Raw genomic sequence first — 20,149 nt, forward strand, 5'->3', positions numbered from 1 at the left:
TCCAGGTGCCGGATACGCCTTTCACGTCGGCTTGGCCGCCGAGCCGCCCCTCCGTACCAACCTCGCGGGCGACGCGGGTGACCTCGTCGGCGAACGTAGACAAGGTGTCGACCATCGTATTGATGGTGTCCTTCAGCTCGAGGATCTCACCTCGGGCATCGACCCGGATCTTCTGCGACAAATCCCCGCGCGCAACCGCGGTCGTGACCTGGGCGATCGACCGCACCTGATCGGTCAGATTGTCCGCCATCACGTTGACGGACTCGGTCAGGCCCTTCCAGGTGCCGGATACGCCTTTCACGTCGGCTTGGCCGCCGAGCCGCCCCTCCGTACCAACCTCGCGGGCGACGCGGGTGACCTCGTCGGCGAACGAAGACAAGGTGTCGACCATCGTATTGATGGTGTCCTTCAGCTCGAGGATCTCACCTCGGGCATCGACCCGGATCTTCTGCGACAAATCCCCGCGCGCAACCGCCGTGGCGACCTGGGCGATCGACCGCACCTGATCGGTCAGATTGTCCGCCATGAAGTTCACCGACTCCGTCAGGCTCTTCCAGGTGCCCGAGACTCCCAGCACCTGGGCCTGGCCACCGAGTTGACCTTCGGTACCGACCTCGCGGGCGACGCGGGTGACCTCGTCGGCGAACGAGGACAGGGTGTCGACCATCGTATTGATGGTGGACTTCAGCTCCAGGATTTCGCCGCGTGCATCCACGGTGATCTTCTGCGACAGGTCGCCCTTGGCCACCGCGGTCGTCACCTCTGCGATCGACCGAACCTGTGCGGTGAGATTGCCCGCCATGACGTTCACCGATTCGGTGAGGTCCCGCCATGTTCCCGACACGCCGGGCACCTGCGCCTGGCCGCCCAACCGTCCTTCGTTGCCCACCTCGCGGGCGACACGGGTCACCTCGTCGGCAAACGCCGAGAGCTGATCCACCATCGTATTGATGGTGTTCTTCAGCTCCAGCAGCTCTCCTTTGACATCCACGGTGATCTTCTGCGACAGGTCGCCCTGCGCCACCGCTGTGGCTACACCGGCGATGTCGCGGACTTGAGCGGTGAGGTTGTCCGCCATTGCATTGACCGACTCGGTCAAATCCTTCCAGGTGCCCGAGACCCCAGGCACCGACGCCTGGCCACCGAGCTTGCCCTCGGTGCCGACCTCCCGGGCGACGCGGGTGACCTCGGTGGTGAACAGCGAGAGCTGGTCGACCATGCCGTTGAACACGGTGGCGATCTCGTCCAGCAGCGGATCACCGACCTTGGGCAGGGACCGCCGGAAGTCACCATCGCGTACCGCTTTGAGCCCGTCCAACAGGGGCTGCAGACGTTCGTCGTTGCTGCTTACTCGATCCATGCTGGCGGTGTCTTGGACCATCAGCGGTACCTAACCTAACTTCGCCTCTGCAGTCACTCAGTGTCCGAGGTCTACGTCGAAGTAATCCTGCCCGGCGGCGACCTGCCGAATGGCGTGCAGCAGGTCGTCGAACACTCCAGTCTTGAGCACCAGGCCAGCACCACCCGCCGCGATCACCCGATCAACCATGGATTGGTTCGCATCCCCGGTAAAGACCAGGACCCTGGTCTCTGGGGACACGATCCGCAGCCGCTCGATCGCATCGATCCCATCGCCGTCGGGCAGCCGGCGGTCGAGCAGGATGACGTGCGGATGGTGACGGCTTGCAGCACCGATGGTGTCCTCGACCGAACTCGCTATTTCGATGACGTCGATGTCGTCGACGAATTCGAAGGCGGAGTCCAACGCCATCACCACCATAGGGTGATCTTCCGCCACTAGTAGCCGAGTATGCCCAGCGTCGACATCAGCCGACATAGCTGTCAGTCTACATCGATGCCTGTTCGTTGCTGCCGGATTTATGCGAGTCGCACTTTCTAGTAGAAATTTTCATGATCTTAATTGAATAGACACGATATTCATCCAGGACCGCAATCCGGATCGCAGGAAGGTAACCAAATCTTCGAGAATCTGTTCGTGCCAGCACAATACCGCTGCAGCCTACCGCCGATGTCACCGCGCAGCTAGGATGACATGCTGTTCGCTGTCGCCGCCTCATCGGCGCGGCGCATTCTCTCGCATTCTTCCGCGCACCGTCTGTCATCGTACGGACGTAGCCGAACCCCCCGGACTCCCGAAATGAGGTAGAGCAGTGGCGCCAATGCCACCACGTGACCGTTAGGGCTGCTGCGACTCGTCCAGTATCGCCTTGGCGAGGATCAATGTCGCCATTCCACTGAACCCTCCGAAATCGGATTTCACGGTACGGATTGCCAGACCTTCCGCTGACGCCGTGCGAGTTCGAATCTACGATGTATCGCTATATGGCGATATCGAGCCCGGTGCGATCTTCGATTCCAGGAAATACGGCAGTAGTGGTTATTGTCGACGCTGTCTACAACTCGGCGCGCAGGTACCGGATTGATTCGCCGCCCTTGGTGTGATGCAGGCGGCCGAAGCGGCTGTCGAGCAGATGGGCCATGGCATCGGCGGCGCCGGTGTAGGCCTCGGCGACCGTGGCCGCGCGATGGGTGACGGCAACCGGGGGCTGACCGGATATCCGGGCCTCCAGCACGCACTGCTTATCGTCCGGGCCGCCCTTTTCGGCATTCAGATCGGTCAGGTGGACTTCCAGCCGGGTGACCTGATCGGCGAAGCGATCGAGTGTCGCGGAGATCGTCGACTCCACGCGCTCGGCCAGCGATGCGCCGCCGTGGATATTGCTGCCGGTGTTGACCTGAATCTGCACGAGCGTCTCCAATCCGATAGGTGCGGACAGCACTGTCTGCGTACCGTCGCCAACGGTCGCCGACCCGGCTCGGTGGCCGAATCAGCAATCCATCGGCAATAGCGACACTACCCGCGCGGGTGCGTGCTCAGCAGATTCCCAGGTTCACCCAACGGCTGTGCGGCAATCGACGACGGCAGCTGGCCCGCATCGGGAACCTCGGTGCCACGCAACGAAGTTCCCGCGGTCTCGCGCAGGAACGACCAGGCGACGAGCCCGATCAGGCTGGCGCCGACCATATACGCGGCGGGAAACAGCGACCAGCCGGTCGATTCGAGCGCCGCCTCGTTCACCAGCGGGGCGGTGCCGCCGAATGCGGCCGTGGCGACGTTGTACCCGAGGGCGAATCCCGCATAGCGCACATGCGTCGGGAAGATCGCGGGAAAGGTCGAGCTGATGGTCGCCAACTGGGGGACGTACAGCAGGCCGAGCACGATGAATCCCGTGATGGCCCAACCGGTTCCCTGACCCATCAGCCAGTACATGGGCACTGCGAGTACCGCGAGACCGACCAGCGAGACCAACCACAGCGGGCGGCGGCCGACCCGGTCGGAGAGCCTGCCGAACAGCGGCAGCACGATCATCATCACCAGCTGCCCGATCAGCATCATCGCGGTGGTGGTCGACTCGCCGACACCGATGGTGTGCTGCAGATACGTCGGCTGATAGGTGAGCAGGGTGTAGTTCACCACATTGAGCGCGACCACCAGCCCGACCAGCGTCAGCGTCTCGCGGCGGTAGGTGGTCACCACCTCGCGCAGGCCGCCCGGCGGATGCGGCTGATCGGCGACCTCGGTGAATACCGGCGACTCGTCCAGATGTGCGCGCAGGTACCAGCCGATCAGGCCGAGCGGCACCGCGAACAGGAACGGGATGCGCCAGCCCCAGTCGTGCATCGCCGCCGATCCGAAGACGAGCTGGCACAACAACACCACCGCCGAACCGCCGACGAATCCACCGAGGGTGCCGAATTCCAGGAAGCTGCCGAGGAATCCACGCTTGCGATCATTGGCGCATTCGGCCAGATACGTTGCGGCGCCGCCGTATTCGCCGCCGGTGGAGAAGCCCTGGACCACCCGCAATGCGATGAGCAGCAGCGGTGCCAGCCAACCGATCTGGGCATGGGTCGGCAGCAGGCCGATACCACCGGTCGCGGCGGCCATCAGCAGAATCGTGGTGGCCAGCACCACCTTTCGGCCGAGCCGGTCACCGAGCGGTCCCCAGACCATGCCGCCGAGGGGACGCAGGACGAAGGAGACGGCGAAGCCGAGCATGGTGCCGAGGGTGCCGAGATCGCCGGGGAAGAATGCGTCGGTGAGGTAGGTGGCGGTGGCGGCGTAGACGCCATAGTCGAACCATTCGGTGGCATTGCCCATCGCTGAGGCGAGGACCGATCGGCGCAGGGGTATGACCTCCGGTTTGCTGTCCGTCATGCGCGCCTCCTCACCGGCCCCGGTCCGGGGCCTCGATTCGTTCGTCCGGCCCCGCCCGGTTTTGCGGGCAAGGGGCACGAAAGCAACCGTTACCCAGGTTCCGAGCTGGGCAAACAAGTTGCCCTCCCATGCGCACACGGACGAGCCCGCCGCGACCTGCGGTATCGACAGCGATTGTGATCGTCGTCATATTGGCGGTTGCGGGCGCCGAACGCTGTTCGCCCAATGGGTGCGTAGCGACCGCCCGGCTACCGTCGTGGACGGGTGTCTGCTGCGCGTAGCTGGCGGCTCGGGCTCGGGGTGTGCACGGTCGATGATCGCCGCCCGATCGAGCCGACGGCTGTCAGGGCGAACAGCGCAATGGACAGCCAGCCGAACCAGTCGCCGAACCGGGCATAGACCGTCGTGCCCGATGACAGTGGGATCGAGGCGAGCACCGAACGGGTCACCGTGATATCGGTTCGCGCCGACGCCAGGACATGGCCGCGAGAGTCGCTGGCCACGAGTTCGCCGAGTTGCGGTGCGCGAGCGATACCGACGCCGGATTCGATGCCGCGCATGACGGCCATCCGACTGTGCAGCCAGTGGTCGCTGGTGAAGTCCAGTGCCGGAACCAGCAGTAGGGTCGCGCCGCGCCGCCGGTTTTCGCGTACCAGGTCCGGACCGTCCAGATCGAAACACACTGCCAATGCCCACGGTTCGCCGGGCACGCGTTGCCAGCCGGTCCCCGGTCCGAGGCCGTCTTCGAGGCCGGGAATCAGCCGGTGTTTGGCATACCGCACGCCCGATGGGTAGTCGATGGCGGCGTTCACGCTGGTTGCGCCGCTGGTGAGGATGAGTCCGGCGACGACGTGGATATTGCGCCGGGTGGCGACCTCGGTCAGCGGGCCCGACAACATCGGCAAGGTCGATTCGTCTGCGGTCCAAGCCTTTTCGGGCAGCACAACCGCTTGCGCGCCCTGGTCTGCGAGCCGGTCGATCTCCGTCACCGCGCGCGCGACCATATCGCGGCCATCCGGCGAGTCCACCGGAACGTATTCCGGCGGTTGGGAAAGCGCGAGCAGACCGACGCGCACGATATCCCGCTCCGGTGCCACGGCCAGCCGCCACCAGCCGAATGCCCCGACCGCGAGGAGCAGCACCGCGGTCGCGCTTGCGACCCGAAGACGTTGGGCGGCAGTCACTTCGGGTGTCGTCAGCACCGTGATAGCCGCCGGCACCAGCAGGATCAGGAAGGTGATTCCCCATGGACCGGTCAGCGACGCGAGCTGAATCAGTGGCAGCACGGTGAATTGGGTGTACGCAATGCTCCACCACGCGCCGAACTGCCCAACAAGCGATACCGAGAACTCGAACGCCACCCAACCAGCTGGCAGCGCGAGCACCGCAAACCCCGGTCGACCCCGCAGCAGCAAAGCACGCGTCATCGCCACCAATCCGCCGAAAACCGTGGCGGTTCCACCCAGGAGCAGCACCGTAACGGGTACAGGTTGCTCGACGGTGTCGATGAAATACGACCAGAACCGCAGCCCACTCCCACACCACGCCAGGAACCCGGCGAAGAACGCCGCCGCTGCGGCGACTCGCGGCGCAATCAACAGCACCGGCAGCGGTGCCAGAACCACCAGGCCGGGCAACGGATGCAGGCCGGTACCGAAGTACCACAGCACCGCCGACACCAGAATGGCGGACAGGGTCGGAAAACGCTTCATCGACAGCTCCACTCGATCGGATGCTGTCCGATGCTTCCCGCGCGCACCGCTCCCCCACATCGCCCTTACGAGCGAACCCCACCTCACTCCTCAGGCGCCGCCGCCGCGTAGGCGCCGGGGCTCATGGCGAGTCAGCACAATTCGCCCCGATTCCTTCCTACCGAGCGGTCAGCGACGATTCGCCGTGTGACGCCTGCGCAAGTTATTCGAGTCCGGCGGGGCTGCACAGTCGCACCGCTCGAACCGCGGCGGCGACCGCCACGAGCGGGGGTATGCGATGGCCGTGTCCGCCGCCCGCCGACCATGCGAGGCCGGGGCCCGAAACGTGTGGCAGGTGCCATACTGCGCGGCCGACATAGAGCACCGCCCCGCAGTGCTGGAGATACTCGATGGCCCGATCGGCCTTGCTGATGCCGGTGACGAGCCGGATATGGCGCCCGACGGGACCACCGATAGCAATGGTTGGTCCCGACAGGCCGTTGTCCTGGAAGAACAACTCCACTCCGATTCGCAGCGACGCGGGCAACTCGATTCCGGCGCGTTCCGCGCCGAACGTCACCACGATCGTGTCGTCGGCGTGGCCGATCGACCAATCGAACCGGTCGGCCGTGGTGACGGGCTCGGCCGCGGCGGCCATGGGGGTCATCGAATTCGTCGGTATCGCGATCAGTGTGTTCTCCCTTTTCGAACCGTGTTCGCGGAACGCACATCTGCCCAGACGTCGGTGGCGGGAAGACGCACCGTTACGCTGGCCGATCGATTGGGGGAGCACATCGGGCATTTGCCTTGTGCGGGATCTGCCATCTGGAGTCCAGGTTTGTTCGAGCGGGACGTCGTGGACCAGAAGGACGTTTTTCGGTCGATATTTTCGAAATCGAGCGAAAGATAGCTACGAACCGACTGGTTGGCATACGCAAATGGACAGCTATTTAATTCTCGCCCAGCAGAAGATTTGCTTGAGATCGATCCGGTAAATCCGTGACCTGCGAAACTTTCCTCGCTAGAGTCCTTGGCCATGACCGATGCACACGTAAATGGCTGCGGATATGCCTTTGCGCGCGATCTGTGGGCAACCGAGAGGCTATGGCTGTCACGGTCCGTGCGGACTATCCTGGTCGGCCTCGCGGGCCAACTGAGCGGGCTCGGACCACAGGCATGGACTCGCTATGAGGATGGCGAGCTGGAATTCGCGGAGGTGCGCGAGTTCCAATTAGCCCTGCTGCGAGTGCACAGTGTGCTCGCGTGCGAGATCGACGCCGGGATGTCGGAAGCTGCTGCCGCCGCCCTCGACAATACGGCCGAGCTGGGCGACGTCGCCTCCGCCACCGGTCTGGACCGGGCGCATGCCTATGCGCGCTGGGGCGCCCTCACCGCGGTCGGTGAGCGTATGGCGCTGATCATCTCGCAGCCGTGGCCGGATGCCGGGCCGTCGGTGCTGCGGACCCCCGAAGCGCTCTACGAGCGAGATCGGCGCTGGTGGCGGGTGAGCACCGCCGCGAGACGCAACGCTCACCACGCCATCGTTGTTGTCGATCGACTGGTGCAGCGGATATACGCGATCGACCCGGACGGCTGGCAATCGGATACCACGGGAACGCGGTGGGAGCTCCGGGCACTCGGGTCGGCACCGCTATCGCAGATCCAGGTGGACCGTGCATACGAAAAGGGCCACCTGCCGGTCCGATTGGGCGACCCCTATCCCGCCCGGCTGGATCGCGGGTGCGTCCCCTGTTACTTCTCGGATGTGCGCGATGGCAACTGAACGGGGCACCTGGACCGAGATATCACCGGGGCGTTCGGCGGCTGCGGGCGATGCCGAATTCGCGGGCCGCTTGGACAGACTCATCACCGAATGGGAGGCCGGGCACGGCCGACCACTGCAATACCGCACTCTCGCCGAAGCTCTCGCTCGCAACGGGCAGGCGACATCCGGGTCCTACGTATCCATGCTGCGGCACGGACATCGATGCCATCCTCGTTCCGAACTGATCGAGGCCCTTGCGGACTTCTTCGGTGCCGACCCCTACTGGCTCGGGACCGGACTGCCTCGCGGTGAACGACGAACCGACATCAGTGTCATCGCAACCGTTTCCGACGACCCGCTACGGCGGCTGCTGCGGACGGCCGTCGACCTCTCGCCACCGTCGCTGTCCATACTCGCGGATCTCGCCGAGCGGATTCGGCCGGGTGACACCGACCTGCCGAAGCTGAGATATACGGCACGGCTGACCGACTTGTCCTGATTCCGACGCTCGAATCGGGCATACCGGAAGGTGGCGTCCGGACGGTACGGCGTCGATCGATGACAAATATGCGCGACGAGCGAAACGCGGTGTCTTGCCCTATCACAATCCGATGTCAGCCGGACGACGGCGAGGAATCAAACTTTCGGTATGCGACTGGCAGGATTCTCCGACATTTGCTCGCACCTATCACCTATTTCTTGGGTCGAAGCTGGTCAGGACATTGCGACTGTGGTTGTCTGTTGGCTCGCAGCGGCCGGTCCACGGCCGCGCGCTTCAGCGCGTCCGTATCATATTTCTGGCCCACAAAATAGAAAAGGACAATTCGTGATCGAAACCTCGCGCATCGCGGCGATCGGATTCGCATGCGTTGCGGCAATCGCGCCGGTAACCGCCCATGCGGACGCATCCGCCGAACATGACATCGAGTACAAGGTCACGTCGGTGGAACATGCGGTAATAACCACACTATCGGGCGGGACCTTCGTTCTCGACCACGACCGCAGCTCGTTCACAATTCTCGACGGGAGCGGCGCGCCCGTAATGGTCATGCCAACGCGATTCACCGTGGGCGACAAGGTGCTGACGGTCGACTCTTCGCTCAGTAAAGATGCGAAAGAACTGCAATTGACACCCGGTGAGCTGCGGCCCGCCGCCGCACCGACCGCCGCATCAGCCGCCACGCCGACTGCCACGCCGGTCGCGTCACCGGTCGAGAATCAGGCCGCGATGGCGGAGTTCTCGACGCGATTCGGGCTCGCCGCCACGATCGGCACGTTCGTCGGCACCATGATCGGTCTGGTCGTCGGAGGCGTTACCGGATGCATTATGGGTTTGCCGCTGTTCGGGGTGGGCTGCATACCCGCCGCGATGGCCGGTGCGGGGATCGGCGGCGTGCTGGGGACAATTACCGCCGGGGGACCGGTTCTGGTGCTGTCAGCGGTGGAGCTTATCAACACGCTGAACGCACCCGACGGCACGACTAAATGGGCGCAGACCGCATCGTCGAAACCCGATAATTAGCTGATCGCCTATGCGATGTGATCAGGCGCGACACGGCGCGGATATCGCGTCGAGCCAGAAATTCTGGCATTCATACTTTGCGACTGGTCGATCAATCCACCTCGTCGAATGGAGTGGCTACCGCCGAATTCGTCGCGCCCTCGAAATTCTGTGCAATTCAGAACTGCTTCCATTAATGCCGCCGCGGTTCGATACAGCCGCGATGGACGGATACGGCCTCCTTTCGGCGTGTGGGTGCGCCGCCAGCGCGGTGTGCGTTGGCGGCGCTCCTCGCAGTTCGCGCCGGATGACAACACTCCGCCGGGTGGTGTGCCACCGACGACATGGGCGGACGACGACAGGGGTGAGTGGTGAGGTTCAGTTGGCGGCGAAAAGCCGAACCGGACGAAGAAACATCGGTGCAGGCGATCGTCGATCGCGTCCAAGCCGAATGGCGAGCCGAACGTCGACGCGAACGTATCCGGGCCGCCGACGCAAGGCACGCCGATGCCGGGAGGTGGCTGGACGGGTGGCAACACGAGGCACCCGACCAGCCACTGACTGTGGCCGAGGCCCACTGGACTATGCAGCGGCACAGGGGGTGTCGCGCTGGGTGCCCGCATAAGGAAGCGGCTCGGCAAACTTTGGTAGACGCGCGTCTCATGAAGCCGGAGGCGTTGCCGAAGTACCGATGACAGCTGTGGGTTCAGTCCCGCCCGGGGACTACCAGGCCCGCTTCGTAGGCAAAGACAACGGCTTGGGCGCGGTCGCGGAGGCCGAGTTTGGCAAAGACCGAGCTGATATGGGATTTCACCGTGTGTTCGCTGACGACGAGGGTGGCGGCGAGTTCGGCGTTGGAGAGGCCGCGGGCGAGGTTGCGGAGGATGTCGCGTTCGCGTTCGGTCAGTTCGTCGAGTTGGCGCATGAGGTCGGGCCGGGGCTGACCGTGGTGGGCCAGGTCGGCGATGAGGCGACGGGTCACGGCCGGGGCGAGCAATGCCTCGCCAGCGGCGACCACGCGCACGGCCTCGACCAATTGTTCGCGGCGCACGTCCTTCAGCAGGAAGCCGCTGGCTCCGGCACGCAGCGCGTCGTAGACGTATTCGTCCGCATGGAACATGGTCAGTACCAACACCTTTGCGCTGGTCTGAGCGCAGATGCGAGCGGTCGCGGCAACACCGTCCATGCGTGGCATCCGCACGTCCATGAGCACGACATCGGGTGCCAATTCGAGCGCCGAAGCGACGGCCTCGACTCCGTCGGCGGCCTCGCCGACCACGGTCATATCGGGCTGGGTCTCCAAGATCAGCCGGAATCCGGCGCGGAACAGGTCCTGGTCATCGACGACGAGCACGCGCATGCTCAACTCCCCTGCGCGATGGGAAGTTCGGCGGTGACCTCGAAGCCAGCGGTCGAAGAGTTTTCGGCCGACCGACCGTGCGCCGAAGGCCCGTAACGAAGCCACCCACCGGCGGTGGTGACGCGCTCCCGCATGCCGATCAACCCGTGCCCGCCCGAGCCGGAGAGTACCGAGCTGACCGTGGCTTTCGGACCGCCAGCGGGCGATGCCGACCGAAGTCCGTGCCCGTCGTCGCTCACTCGTACGATCAGTCGATCCTGCGACCATCGCAACGACACCCGCGCGCTAGCGGCCCCGGCATGCTTCATCGTATTGGTCAACGCCTCCTGCACCACCCGATACGCGGTGACCCCGACGTCACCGGAAACCGCACGGCGCGTACCGAATTCGTCGAATGAGGCGGCGAGCCCACCGCGCCGCGACAATTCGACCAGATCGGGTATCGCCTCGATGCCCGGTTGGTGCGGCGGATCGTCGGTGCCGCGCAACGCCCCGAGACTGCGCCGAAGCTGTTGCACCGCTGCGCGACCCGTATCGGCGATGCCCGCGAACGTCGCATCGGCTCGATCCGGATCGGTCCGGGTCAGCAGCGGTCCGGTCTCGGCCTGAACGATCATCAGCCCGACCGAATGCGCAACGATATCGTGCATATCCCGCGCGATGCGCAGCCGTTCCCGGTCGACGGCCGCGACCCGCTCCTCCTCGAGTCGGCGCGCCCGCTCCTCCAACATCTCGATCTGCAGCCGCCGCGCCCGCACACCGGTGCCGAGTGCCCACGCGGTGACGAAGGACATGGCCGCATAGCCGTAGGAGTCCGGACTCTCGTTCGGGATGATCAGGGACAGTAGGATTCCGATGCTCACGGCGATCAACGCGATCCGCCGCGACCGCGGCGGACTGTAGGCGGCGATCGTATAGAAGCAGACGATGGTGCCGTAGGGCATTGCGGGCAGGGCATGCAAGCAGGCCAGTACGGTGATCGCGGGCCCGACCACGAGCAGTACCAGCATCGGCGCGCGCCGCCGCCACAGCACGGGCACGGACGCCAGCGCACAGCAGGCGACCACCCACCACGACGCCCGCGTCACGATCGCGGGCCCCACGCTGGCCACCGTGACCGCGACCGCGAGCACGGTATCGACCGCACTCGACGGCAGCGCGCGCAGTCGTTGCAACGCCCGGAAGACCACGCCGGTGGTCCGGGCGTGCACACTGCGAGAACTCATAGTGCACCCAGTGTCTCCCGCATGCGGACCCGCTCGCCTCCCGCGTCCGGATGACCCGACCGTCATCCTCGCGAGTGAGGTGGATTCACAGCGAGCGCGCGTCGATCATCCAGATCTGGATTCCGGACGGTCCGGCGTTCGCACCGATCCGGTCGACCAGCCGGATCAGATCGGCGACATCCTCATTCCTGGCCAGCAATTCGATGCGCAGACCGGCCTCGACATCGCTGACGAACTGCTGGCCCCGATAGCGTTCGACCCGGCTGCCCCGATCGTCGACGCGATAGACCTGGCAGACCACCATCCGCCGCACGCCGAACATGGCCAGCGCCTGTTTGATCTGATCGAAGACGGCCGCGGGCAGCACCAAGGTGATGAGCTTCGCGTCGACGCCGTCACCTGGACTCATCGGGTCATCGATGCCGTACCCGACACTGCCCTGTAGGTGGATGGTGGCATTCACTTGGTCGCCTGATTCCCGGGCGCCTCACCCGATGGTTTGTCCGGCGCACGCTTGGGCACGGCGGGCGCTGCGGGGAGCGTCCCCACATGGGCGGAGACCAGGGTCTCGTCCGGATAGGCCTCTTCCTCGTGGGCCGCGACATCACCGGTCTCCAATATATGGTCCGGCATGCGCAGACTCATGAACAACCCCAAGAATTTCAGGATCACGAAGGTGACGAAGGCATCCCACGCGATAACCGTCGCAGCCGCACCCGCCTGCCAGAGCAGCTGTTTCGGGTGATGCCCGTACAGCCAACCCGAAACCGCCACGTCCGCAACATCATTGCCATTGCCCAGGTACACGATGATGTGCGGATCCGCGAGCACACCGACCAGCAGACCACCGGCCAAGCCCGCGACACCGTGGGTGTGGAACACACCCAGCGTGTCATCGACCTTGCGGAACAATCTGGTCCGCCCCAATTTGTTCCAGGAAAGCCACACCAGTGTCGAGGCGACAACGCCGGTGATCATCGCGCCGAAGCTGTTGACATATCCGGCCGCCGGTGTGATGGCGACCAGTCCGGCGATCATGCCATTGATCGCGCCGAGGAAGTTGGGTTTGCGCTGCGGGCCGGCGATCATATCCCAGCACACCCACACAAGTACGGCCACCGCGGTACACAGGTTGGTGTTGAGGATGGCGAGCGAGGCGTTCGCACCGCCGAAATACATATCGCCGCCATTGAAACCGTTCCAGCCGAGCCACAGGATGCCCGCACCCGCCGCGGCCATCGGCAGATTGTTCGGCACGGCCCGTTCCCGGTCCCTGGCGAGGCGCGGGCCGATGACTGCCGCCGCCACGAAACCTGTTGTGCCAGCGGCCAAGTGGATGACATAGCCACCGCTGTAGTCCAGCGCGCCCATCGAGGCCCACCAGCCGCCACCCCACAGCAGGAAGGCGTTCACCGTATAGGCGAAGGTCGTCCACAGCGGGACGAACAGCAGCCATACCTTGAAGTTGATCCGGCCGATGACGCTGCCGAGGAACAGCAGCGGGGTGATCGCGGCGAACGCGAAGTGGAAGTAGGCCAGGGTGGTCTCGGAGAAACGAAGCTTCGGCATCAAACCGTCGAGCAGCGGAATGACCGCCTGGTTCTGGTTATCGCTGCCGAGGATCGTGTGCGGAACGCCGACCGCGGCCCGCAGGATGCCCGGCCCGAGCTTCAGCGGTTCACCGAAGCCCATTTTGAAGCCCCACAGCACCCAGACCACCAGGACCGCGGAGAAGGCGGTAAAGGCCATCAGAATGGTATTGACGGCCCATTTCCGCTGGACGATACCGCCGTAGAGGATGGCGATACCCGGAATGCTCATCAGAGCGACGAGTGTTGCGGCGACCAACTGCCAGGTGTTGTCCCCGGAGTTGAGCCAGTCTGGGTAGGGTGACATGATTCTGCGCTACCTCATCTGCACGCAGGCAGGCGCGCACCGCTCCCGCCCAAGCGCTAAAGTGTCTGTGGCGTAAGGTGTCTCGCGTCACACTGCTCCACCTAGTGTCATCACACGAGGTTTCGCTCCGGTTACGCTCCGTTAAATCTGGATCTCACGACGGACGCGCCCCGGCGTGTTCGGCGCGAGCATGGTGGCGATGCCGGTCGTGACATCCTTCGCGAGTGCGGCGTTGACCGGCGCGTGATGGCTGAGCAGTCGGTACCACATGGCGCCGAAGGCGAAATCCACCACGAGATCCAGCGGGACCGCCTCGATCAGTGTTCCCGCGTCGACACCCCGCTGGAGCAGTGCGCGCAGGGCCGCTCGGCGCGGGCCGATCACGGCCTCCTGAAGTCGATTCGACAGGTTGCTATCGCGCTGCGCGTCCGCCATCAGGCCGACCAGCGCCTGGCCCGTCACCTTCCGCGCGAGTTCGAAGGTGGCCGTCAGCAGCAGCTCGAGCGCGCCGAGCACATCGGCGGTCTCGTCCGGAACCCGCAACTCCGCATGCTCATCGGCCAAGCCGATCAGCGCCTCGATCAGAATCGACGCCTTGTCCGGCCACCAGCGATAGACCGTCTGCCTGCCCACCCCGGCCCCGTCCGCGATGGCCTTGATGGTCAGGTCTTGGTAGCCGTCCCGCTCGCAGAGTTCCAACGCCGTATGCAGGATGGCGCGCCTGGCGTCCTCGCTGCGGGGTCGCCCCCGGGTTCCTGTCATGCACGTCACTTTACAAGACACGGTGCCTCGAATATATTAACGAGGCACGGTGGTTCGAAAATCATCGTGGTTGGAACTTCAGGAGGATGTTGTGAGCAACAAAGTCGTCATCGTGGGCGGGACCTCTGGAATCGGCCTGGCGACCGCTCGCCGACTGGCCAAGAACGGCGCGCAAGTCGTCATCGCCGGACGCAACGAGGAACGACTCACCGCCGCGCTGGCGGAACTGGGCCCCGAGGTCACCGGCAAGGTGGTGGACGCACGGAACGAAAGTGAACTGGCCCAACTGTTTTCGGAGGTCGGCCCGGTCGACCATGTCGTGGTGACGGTCACCGGACCGTCCGGCACGACCCCGTTCCGCGAACTCCGCCTGGATCACCTGCAGACCCATGTCTCCGGCAAACTGCTGCCGCATATCGCCACGATTCAGGCGGCACTGCCGCAGCTGGCACCCGGCGCCTCCATCACGCTGGTCTCCGCGGCATCCGCGGGCGGTTCGATGCCGACCACCGCGGCACTGGCCGCCGTCAATGCGGGCGTCGAGGCCATCGTCCCGGTGCTCGCGGTCGAATTGGCGCCGGTACGGGTGAATGCCGTCTCACCGGGCGTGATCGATACCGAATGGTGGAACTTCCTGCCCGAAGACGCCCGCGCCGAGGTGTTCGCCGGAATCGCGGCGCAGACCCCGGTCGGCCGGATCGGCAGCGCCGACGATATCGCCCAGGCCATCGAATTCCTGGTCACCAATGGCTTCACCACCGGCATCGTGGTCCGCGTCGACGGCGGCGCGCGCCTGGGCTCGCCCCAGTGATCAATAACGGGTGAAGTGTGAGAGCTATCCGATTCGTCGGAAATAATCCGCCCACACGGCTTTTCGTCACGACACCTGCCCGCCCACCAGTACCCAGGGTGGCCCGCAGATGTGCGGCGACGAAAAGCCGTGTGCGGTTGGTCAGTAAGCGATGAACAGGATCTGGTCGCGGGAGTATTCGTGCCCCGGGTGCTTCTCGGCCAGATGCGCCTGCGTCTTCGCGACCAGGTCGTCCTCGTCCGCCCCGACGATATGTTCGCCACAGGGGCAGTTCAGATTTCGCTTCATCAGCGGTCCTTCCTTCTCGCCCGCCAGTCTAGGCACGCCGTCGGTCTGCGCGACCGGACGGGGCGTCATCGCAGTCGGGTCTCCCTTCGATGGGTCGAGTACGCACTACGCGCGGAACTCAGCCCGCAATCCTCGAACCGCGTCACTGCCCGTCACGTTCCGCGCGCATCCGCTCAGACTGCTCGCGCACCTGACGAACTCGGTCGGCGAGTTCCTCCAGCCGCTCGAGTTGCGGCCGCATCCGGCGCTCCGCACGAAATCCCACCACCAAGATCCCCACTATCCCTACCACGGACCGCGCGGTGGTTGGACATCATCGAGAACCGCGAAATCCCGTGCTGTGGAAGACGACTCGTGGAGGAATTCCAGATATTCCTTGCCGAACTCGGTTGGAGTTTCGCGGTTATCCGGTGCGACGAGAACGGGCTAGAGCGAGCCCGCCGAGGACCGTGCTGATCAGCCCCACCACCAACGCAACGTAGGCGCCGCCCAGACCGTTGCCGGTGCCGATGCCGCCCTTGGCGGTGGCTGCGACGAGCCCGCCGAGGGCCAGGCTGATCAGTCCCGCGGTCAGGGCCGTGATGGCGGCTTTCGCACGGTTGCCGATCCGGTCGGCGCGGGCCAGGGTCAGGCCGCCGATGATCGCGCCGACCAGCCCTACGAGGGCGGCTGTGCTGGCCCCGATTCGCCCGGCGCTCAGGGTGTAAACGCTGGCGGCGGCCGGTTGGACGGAGGCGTGCGCGACCGCCGGTGTGGCGAGCGACAAGCCTGCGAGGAGGGTGGCCGCGACGGCGCGTCGGAGAGGGATGGACATGAGATGCTCCTTGTTATCGGTGGACGTAGCCTGAGCCTGCCCGTCCGGCCTGCCTCCGGTCGTCGTGCTGACGTCGGCAATTCCCCCTGCGACTCATGCGGTGGTCGACTACCGCGGCCGTGGCAGGAGCGGCAGAAGTACCGCGTATGTGGTAGGCGGCCTTTCGTCTGTCGGTACGAGTCGCCCGCGCGCACATCGGGCTAGGGTGCAGTCATGAGTTGGGGTCGGACCGGCGTCGGAGATCGGGCGGTGGCCGTCGGCGCGATGGCGATCCTGCTCGTCGCCGCGCTGTCCGGGCAGCACTCACCCACGGATCTCGCCCCGCTGGGCTACGTCTTGTTGACAGTCGGCGGTCTGGCGCTGGCCGCATACCGTTGGGCTCCGATCACTGTGCTGGCCGTGACCGGGTTGTGCGTACTCGGTTATCAAGCAATCGGTTTCGATGTCCCCGCTGTCGCGTATCTGTTCGCGGTGTACGGTGCGGTGCGGGCGGGCCACCGGATAGTAGCGGTGGCGGGTTCGGTCATTATGGTGGCGACGCTTCCGCTCGCAATCCTTGCCGCTCACCAGGATCGGCCGGTCGGCGAGGCGTTCGGACAGGGGCGGGATGCTCTCCAACTCGCCTGGCTGATCGCGGCGGGCGCGGCGGGTGAAGCGCTGCGGCAGGCCGAGCGCCGGGCCGATGAGGCCGAACGCACCCGTGAGGAGACCGCGCGACGTCGCGCCGACGAGGAGCGGTTGCACATCGCACGCGAGCTGCATGATTCACTCACGCACCAGATTTCGGTCATCAAGGTCCAGTCCGAGGCGGCTGTGCATGTGGCGCACAAGCGGGGCGAAGCGGTGCCGGAGTCGCTGCTGGCGATCCGGGATGCCGGTCGCGAGGCCGCGCGGGAACTACGGACCACATTGGAGGCGCTGCGTGACGACGGGAAGAGCCAGCGGCAAGGGCTCGCTGACGTCCCGGGCCTGGTGGAACGCGCCCGCGCAACAGGTTTGGACGCGACGCTGACGATCGATGGACAATGCCAGGATCTGCCGACGGCGCTGGACCGCACCGTCTTCCGCATCGTTCAGGAGTCGCTGACCAATATTGCCCGCCATGCTGGCGCAGCGACGGCATCGGTTCGGATCGACTACCGGCCCGATACTCTGGTCATACAGGTCGATGATGATGGCAAGGCCACTGCGGATACTCCGCCGTTGCCGGGTGTCGGGCTGCTCGGGATGCGTGAACGAGTCACCGCTCTCGGCGGTCACCTGCGGGCGGCTCCGCGCAGCCAGGGCGGCTTCTGCGTACACGCCGAACTTCCCATGGATAGAGCATGATTCGTGTCCTGCTGGTCGATGACCAGCCGCTCATTCGCAGCGGATTCCGCGCACTCCTAGACCTCGAGGACGACATCGTGGTGGTGGCCGAGGCCGCCGACGGCAGCGAAGGCGTGGCGCTGGTCGGCAAGCACCTGCCCGATATCGCGCTCATCGATATTCAAATGCCGATCGTCGATGGTATCGAGGCGACCCGGCGCATTGCCGCGGATCCGGATCTGGCCGGAGTACACGTCGTCATCCTGACCAACTATGGCCTGGACGAATATGTCTTCCACGCGCTGCGCGCCGGTGCGGCCGGATTTCTCGTCAAGGACATCCAGCCGGAAGACTTCCTCCATTCGATACGTGTCGCCGCACGCGGCGATGCCCTACTCGCACCGTCGATCACGCGTCGGCTGATCAACCGGTATGTGGCCCAACCGCTCGACACCGGCACCCGCACAGGGCTGAATGAACTGACCAACCGCGAACGCGAGGCGGTAGTCCTGGTCGCGCACGGTCTGTCCAATGACGAGATCGCCGAGCGTTTGGTCATCAGCCCGCTGACCGCGAAGACGCATATCAACCGGGCCATGACCAAGCTGCACGCCCGCGACCGAGCCCAACTCGTCGTTCTCGCTTACGAATCCGGCCTGGTGGTCCCGCGCAACTCCTGATCTCCCGGCATAGTGCGGCATGGCCATTCGCATCCGCTTATCTACGAACCTATTCGGAATCGTCGACCGACTGCTTCAACCAGCCCTGGCTGGTGATGGCGTAGAAAATTCCCACGAGCAAGTACAGGATCATGGCTACTACGGGCCAGACGAGACCGATCGCTATGCAGACGGCGTAGATGAGGATGCCCGGGTAGGCGCGGGTGGCTTCGCGGCGGGCGAAGGCGGCGTCGAAGCCGGGTTCGAAGAGTTCGGGGCGGCGGACGAGGCGCCACCACATGGGCGCCCAGGGGATGGTCATGATGACACCGGCAATGCCGTAGATGGCGGCGGCCACGGCGGCGTCGCGTTGTTCGCCGTGCACGACATATTCGGCGAGAAGTCCGGTGGGGAACGGCAATATGGAGACGCCGAGCAGCAGCATCAGGTTCCACCAGCGGATTACGTGGTCGAGGTGGCGCAGGCGGCCGAAGAACGAGTGATGGTTCAACCAGATGATGCCGATGGTCAGGAATGACGCCAGGTAGGCCACGTAGAACGGCCAGATATGGCCGAGTGCTTCGGGCAGGTGGCCCGGCTCGTGCTCGGGTACCCGAATCTCCAGGATCAGCAAGGTGATTGCGATGGCCATCACGCCATCGCTGAACGCCTCCACCCGGGCGGTACCCGATAGTTGCGCGTTCGGGATCTGCCCGTCGTCGACCATGAGTGCAGGGTAACGCCCCGGGCGCTACCCATGCTCCGACTATCGCTGTGGGCGTAGCGCCGTCATGGATCAGGCGCTACGCGTTCTCAGTTCCCTTGCTCCGGCTGCGGATACGCCCCGGGCGCACTGCCGTCGGAACGGCTGAACACGGGACGGAAATCCGCGCCGACGGTCTCGGCTTGTACCGACGATTCCGTCGACAGGGCGTCGTGACTGAACAGCCCGGGCGATCGCCCATCTTCCGTACTCATCTCACGAGCCTCCCTCTGATCGGCGAACAATGGCGCATCCTGGCTTGCTGCTCAGGAGTGCGCCCGAGTCAACGGTACCGTCACAATGGCGTGACGTACGCGCCGGAGATGCCGCCGTCCACCAGGAACTGCGATGCGGTGATGAACGAGGAGTCGTCGCTGGCCAGAAATGCCACGGCGGCGGCGATTTCCTCCGGCTCGGCGAAGCGGCCGACCGGGATGTGCACCAGGCGGCGCGCGGCGCGTTCGGGATCCTTGGCGAACAGTTCCTGCAGCAGCGGCGTGTTCACCGGTCCGGGGCACAGCGCATTGACCCGAATTCCATTGCGGGCGAACTGCACTCCGAGTTCCCGGCTCATCGACAGCACGCCGCCCTTGGACGCGGTGTAGGAGATCTGCGAGGTCGCGGCCCCCATGACGGCGACGAAGGACGCGGTATTGATCACCGAGCCCTTCCCACGCTCGAGCATGTGCTCGATGGCGTACTTGCTGCACAGATACACCGAGGTCAGATTGACCTCCTGCACCCGGCGCCAGGCCTCGATGCCGGTGGTGAGAATCGAATCGTCCTCCGGCGGTGAGATTCCCGCGTTATTGAAGGCGATATCGAGTCCGCCATAGGTGTCGACGGCGGTCTGGAACAGGTCCCGTACCTGGGCCTCGTCGGTGACGTCGACCTTCACGAACAGCCCGCCCACCTCGGTGGCCGCGGCCTGTCCCGCGGCGGTGTCGATATCGGCGACGACTACCTTGGCACCCTCGGCGGCGAATCGGCGCACGGTGGCGAGGCCGATACCGCTCCCGCCACCGGTGACCACCGCGACTCGATCCTGTAAGCGCTGCAACACAT

General features: G+C 65.0%; 23 protein-coding genes. 6 read left to right on the forward strand and 17 right to left on the reverse strand.

What is annotated here, in order from left to right; translation table 11 throughout:
• The 6 genes from ACWEO2_RS40450 to ACWEO2_RS40475 form a co-directional block, all read right to left on the reverse strand.
• On the reverse strand, positions 1 to 1,381 hold a 1,381-nt coding region (locus ACWEO2_RS40450; RefSeq protein WP_452410215.1), incomplete at its 3' end, for a HAMP domain-containing protein.
• Positions 1,382 to 1,417: 36 nt separating this feature from the next.
• Positions 1,418 to 1,837 carry a response regulator gene (locus ACWEO2_RS40455; RefSeq protein ID WP_452410216.1) on the reverse strand — a complete coding sequence of 140 codons (420 nt, stop codon included), beginning with the start codon at positions 1,835 to 1,837 and terminating at the stop codon, positions 1,418 to 1,420.
• A 577-nt stretch (positions 1,838 to 2,414) separates the two neighbouring features.
• Positions 2,415 to 2,801 carry an HPF/RaiA family ribosome-associated protein gene (locus ACWEO2_RS40460; protein ID WP_452410217.1) on the reverse strand — a complete coding sequence of 129 codons (387 nt, stop codon included), beginning with the start codon at positions 2,799 to 2,801 and terminating at the stop codon, positions 2,415 to 2,417.
• Between the two features lie 74 nt (positions 2,802 to 2,875).
• Entirely contained in the window at positions 2,876 to 4,240 is a 1,365-nt protein-coding gene (locus ACWEO2_RS40465) for an MFS transporter (protein WP_452410218.1), read from the reverse strand.
• A gap of 248 nt (positions 4,241 to 4,488) precedes the next feature.
• Entirely contained in the window at positions 4,489 to 5,952 is a 1,464-nt protein-coding gene (locus ACWEO2_RS40470) for a hypothetical protein (protein WP_452410219.1), read from the reverse strand.
• Positions 5,953 to 6,154: 202 nt separating this feature from the next.
• Positions 6,155 to 6,598, reverse strand: a complete 444-nt coding sequence (locus ACWEO2_RS40475; RefSeq protein ID WP_452410220.1) for a hypothetical protein — start codon at positions 6,596 to 6,598, stop codon at positions 6,155 to 6,157.
• Positions 6,599 to 6,967: 369 nt separating this feature from the next.
• Here ACWEO2_RS40475 and ACWEO2_RS40480 point away from each other — a divergent pair, with 369 nt between their 5' ends.
• From ACWEO2_RS40480 to ACWEO2_RS40490, 3 genes are all read left to right on the forward strand, one after another.
• A complete protein-coding gene (locus ACWEO2_RS40480; RefSeq protein ID WP_452410221.1) occupies positions 6,968 to 7,714 on the forward strand; it encodes a hypothetical protein in 747 nt (248 codons plus the stop codon).
• Positions 7,704 to 8,195: a hypothetical protein gene (locus ACWEO2_RS40485; protein WP_452410222.1), complete on the forward strand. Its 492-nt coding sequence runs from the start codon at positions 7,704 to 7,706 to the stop codon at positions 8,193 to 8,195. The genes ACWEO2_RS40480 and ACWEO2_RS40485 overlap by 11 nt, the downstream gene beginning before the upstream one ends.
• Positions 8,196 to 8,345: 150 nt before the next feature.
• On the forward strand, positions 8,346 to 9,218 hold the full coding sequence (locus tag ACWEO2_RS40490; protein ID WP_452410223.1) for an ammonium transporter: 873 nt from the start codon (positions 8,346 to 8,348) through the stop codon (positions 9,216 to 9,218).
• 685 nt (positions 9,219 to 9,903) lie between these two features.
• Here ACWEO2_RS40490 and ACWEO2_RS40495 read toward each other — a convergent pair.
• The 5 genes from ACWEO2_RS40495 to ACWEO2_RS40515 all read right to left on the reverse strand — a co-directional run bounded on the left by ACWEO2_RS40495 (position 9,904) and on the right by ACWEO2_RS40515 (position 14,441).
• On the reverse strand, positions 9,904 to 10,563 hold the full coding sequence (locus tag ACWEO2_RS40495; RefSeq protein ID WP_452410224.1) for a response regulator: 660 nt from the start codon (positions 10,561 to 10,563) through the stop codon (positions 9,904 to 9,906).
• Positions 10,560 to 11,783, reverse strand: coding sequence for a sensor histidine kinase (locus tag ACWEO2_RS40500; protein ID WP_452410225.1), 1,224 nt, complete (start codon positions 11,781 to 11,783; stop codon positions 10,560 to 10,562). Before ACWEO2_RS40500 ends, ACWEO2_RS40495 begins: the two co-directional genes overlap by 4 nt.
• A gap of 85 nt (positions 11,784 to 11,868) precedes the next feature.
• A complete protein-coding gene (locus ACWEO2_RS40505; RefSeq protein WP_452410226.1) occupies positions 11,869 to 12,246 on the reverse strand; it encodes a hypothetical protein in 378 nt (125 codons plus the stop codon).
• Entirely contained in the window at positions 12,243 to 13,679 is a 1,437-nt protein-coding gene (locus ACWEO2_RS40510) for an ammonium transporter (protein ID WP_452410227.1), read from the reverse strand. Before ACWEO2_RS40510 ends, ACWEO2_RS40505 begins: the two co-directional genes overlap by 4 nt.
• A 141-nt stretch (positions 13,680 to 13,820) precedes the next feature.
• Positions 13,821 to 14,441, reverse strand: a complete 621-nt coding sequence (locus tag ACWEO2_RS40515; RefSeq protein WP_452410228.1) for a TetR/AcrR family transcriptional regulator — start codon at positions 14,439 to 14,441, stop codon at positions 13,821 to 13,823.
• A 91-nt stretch (positions 14,442 to 14,532) separates the two neighbouring features.
• Between ACWEO2_RS40515 and ACWEO2_RS40520 the strand changes: the two genes are divergently transcribed.
• A complete protein-coding gene (locus tag ACWEO2_RS40520) occupies positions 14,533 to 15,252 on the forward strand; it encodes an SDR family oxidoreductase (protein WP_354955679.1) in 720 nt (239 codons plus the stop codon).
• Between the two features lie 141 nt (positions 15,253 to 15,393).
• On the opposite strand, the gene ACWEO2_RS40525 is transcribed toward ACWEO2_RS40520, so the two are convergent.
• The 3 genes from ACWEO2_RS40525 to ACWEO2_RS40535 form a co-directional block, all read right to left on the reverse strand.
• Positions 15,394 to 15,609 (reverse strand): hypothetical protein, encoded by a 216-nt coding sequence (locus tag ACWEO2_RS40525; RefSeq protein WP_452410229.1) that lies wholly within the window; start codon positions 15,607 to 15,609, stop codon positions 15,394 to 15,396.
• A 73-nt stretch (positions 15,610 to 15,682) separates the two neighbouring features.
• Positions 15,683 to 15,811, reverse strand: a complete 129-nt coding sequence (locus ACWEO2_RS40530) for a hypothetical protein (RefSeq protein WP_452410230.1) — start codon at positions 15,809 to 15,811, stop codon at positions 15,683 to 15,685.
• A 132-nt stretch (positions 15,812 to 15,943) separates the two neighbouring features.
• A complete protein-coding gene (locus ACWEO2_RS40535; protein WP_452410231.1) occupies positions 15,944 to 16,354 on the reverse strand; it encodes a DUF6223 family protein in 411 nt (136 codons plus the stop codon).
• Between the two features lie 213 nt (positions 16,355 to 16,567).
• Between ACWEO2_RS40535 and ACWEO2_RS40540 the strand changes: the two genes are divergently transcribed.
• Both ACWEO2_RS40540 and ACWEO2_RS40545 read left to right on the forward strand, forming a co-directional pair.
• Complete coding sequence (locus tag ACWEO2_RS40540) at positions 16,568 to 17,683, forward strand: sensor histidine kinase (protein ID WP_452410232.1); 1,116 nt, start codon at positions 16,568 to 16,570, stop codon at positions 17,681 to 17,683.
• On the forward strand, positions 17,680 to 18,342 hold the full coding sequence (locus ACWEO2_RS40545) for a response regulator (protein WP_452410233.1): 663 nt from the start codon (positions 17,680 to 17,682) through the stop codon (positions 18,340 to 18,342). Before ACWEO2_RS40540 ends, ACWEO2_RS40545 begins: the two co-directional genes overlap by 4 nt.
• Before the next feature lie 49 nt (positions 18,343 to 18,391).
• Here the strand turns inward: ACWEO2_RS40545 and ACWEO2_RS40550 are convergent, their stop codons facing one another.
• From ACWEO2_RS40550 to ACWEO2_RS40560, 3 genes are all read right to left on the reverse strand, one after another.
• On the reverse strand, positions 18,392 to 19,048 hold the full coding sequence (locus tag ACWEO2_RS40550; protein ID WP_452410234.1) for a TMEM175 family protein: 657 nt from the start codon (positions 19,046 to 19,048) through the stop codon (positions 18,392 to 18,394).
• 86 nt (positions 19,049 to 19,134) lie between these two features.
• Entirely contained in the window at positions 19,135 to 19,299 is a 165-nt protein-coding gene (locus tag ACWEO2_RS40555; protein ID WP_452410235.1) for a hypothetical protein, read from the reverse strand.
• Between the two features lie 80 nt (positions 19,300 to 19,379).
• Positions 19,380 to 20,147 (reverse strand): 3-oxoacyl-ACP reductase, encoded by a 768-nt coding sequence (locus ACWEO2_RS40560; RefSeq protein WP_354955661.1) that lies wholly within the window; start codon positions 20,145 to 20,147, stop codon positions 19,380 to 19,382.
• Positions 20,148 to 20,149: the final 2 nt, after the last annotated feature.

This window comes from Nocardia sp. NPDC004278 (assembly GCF_053602975.1).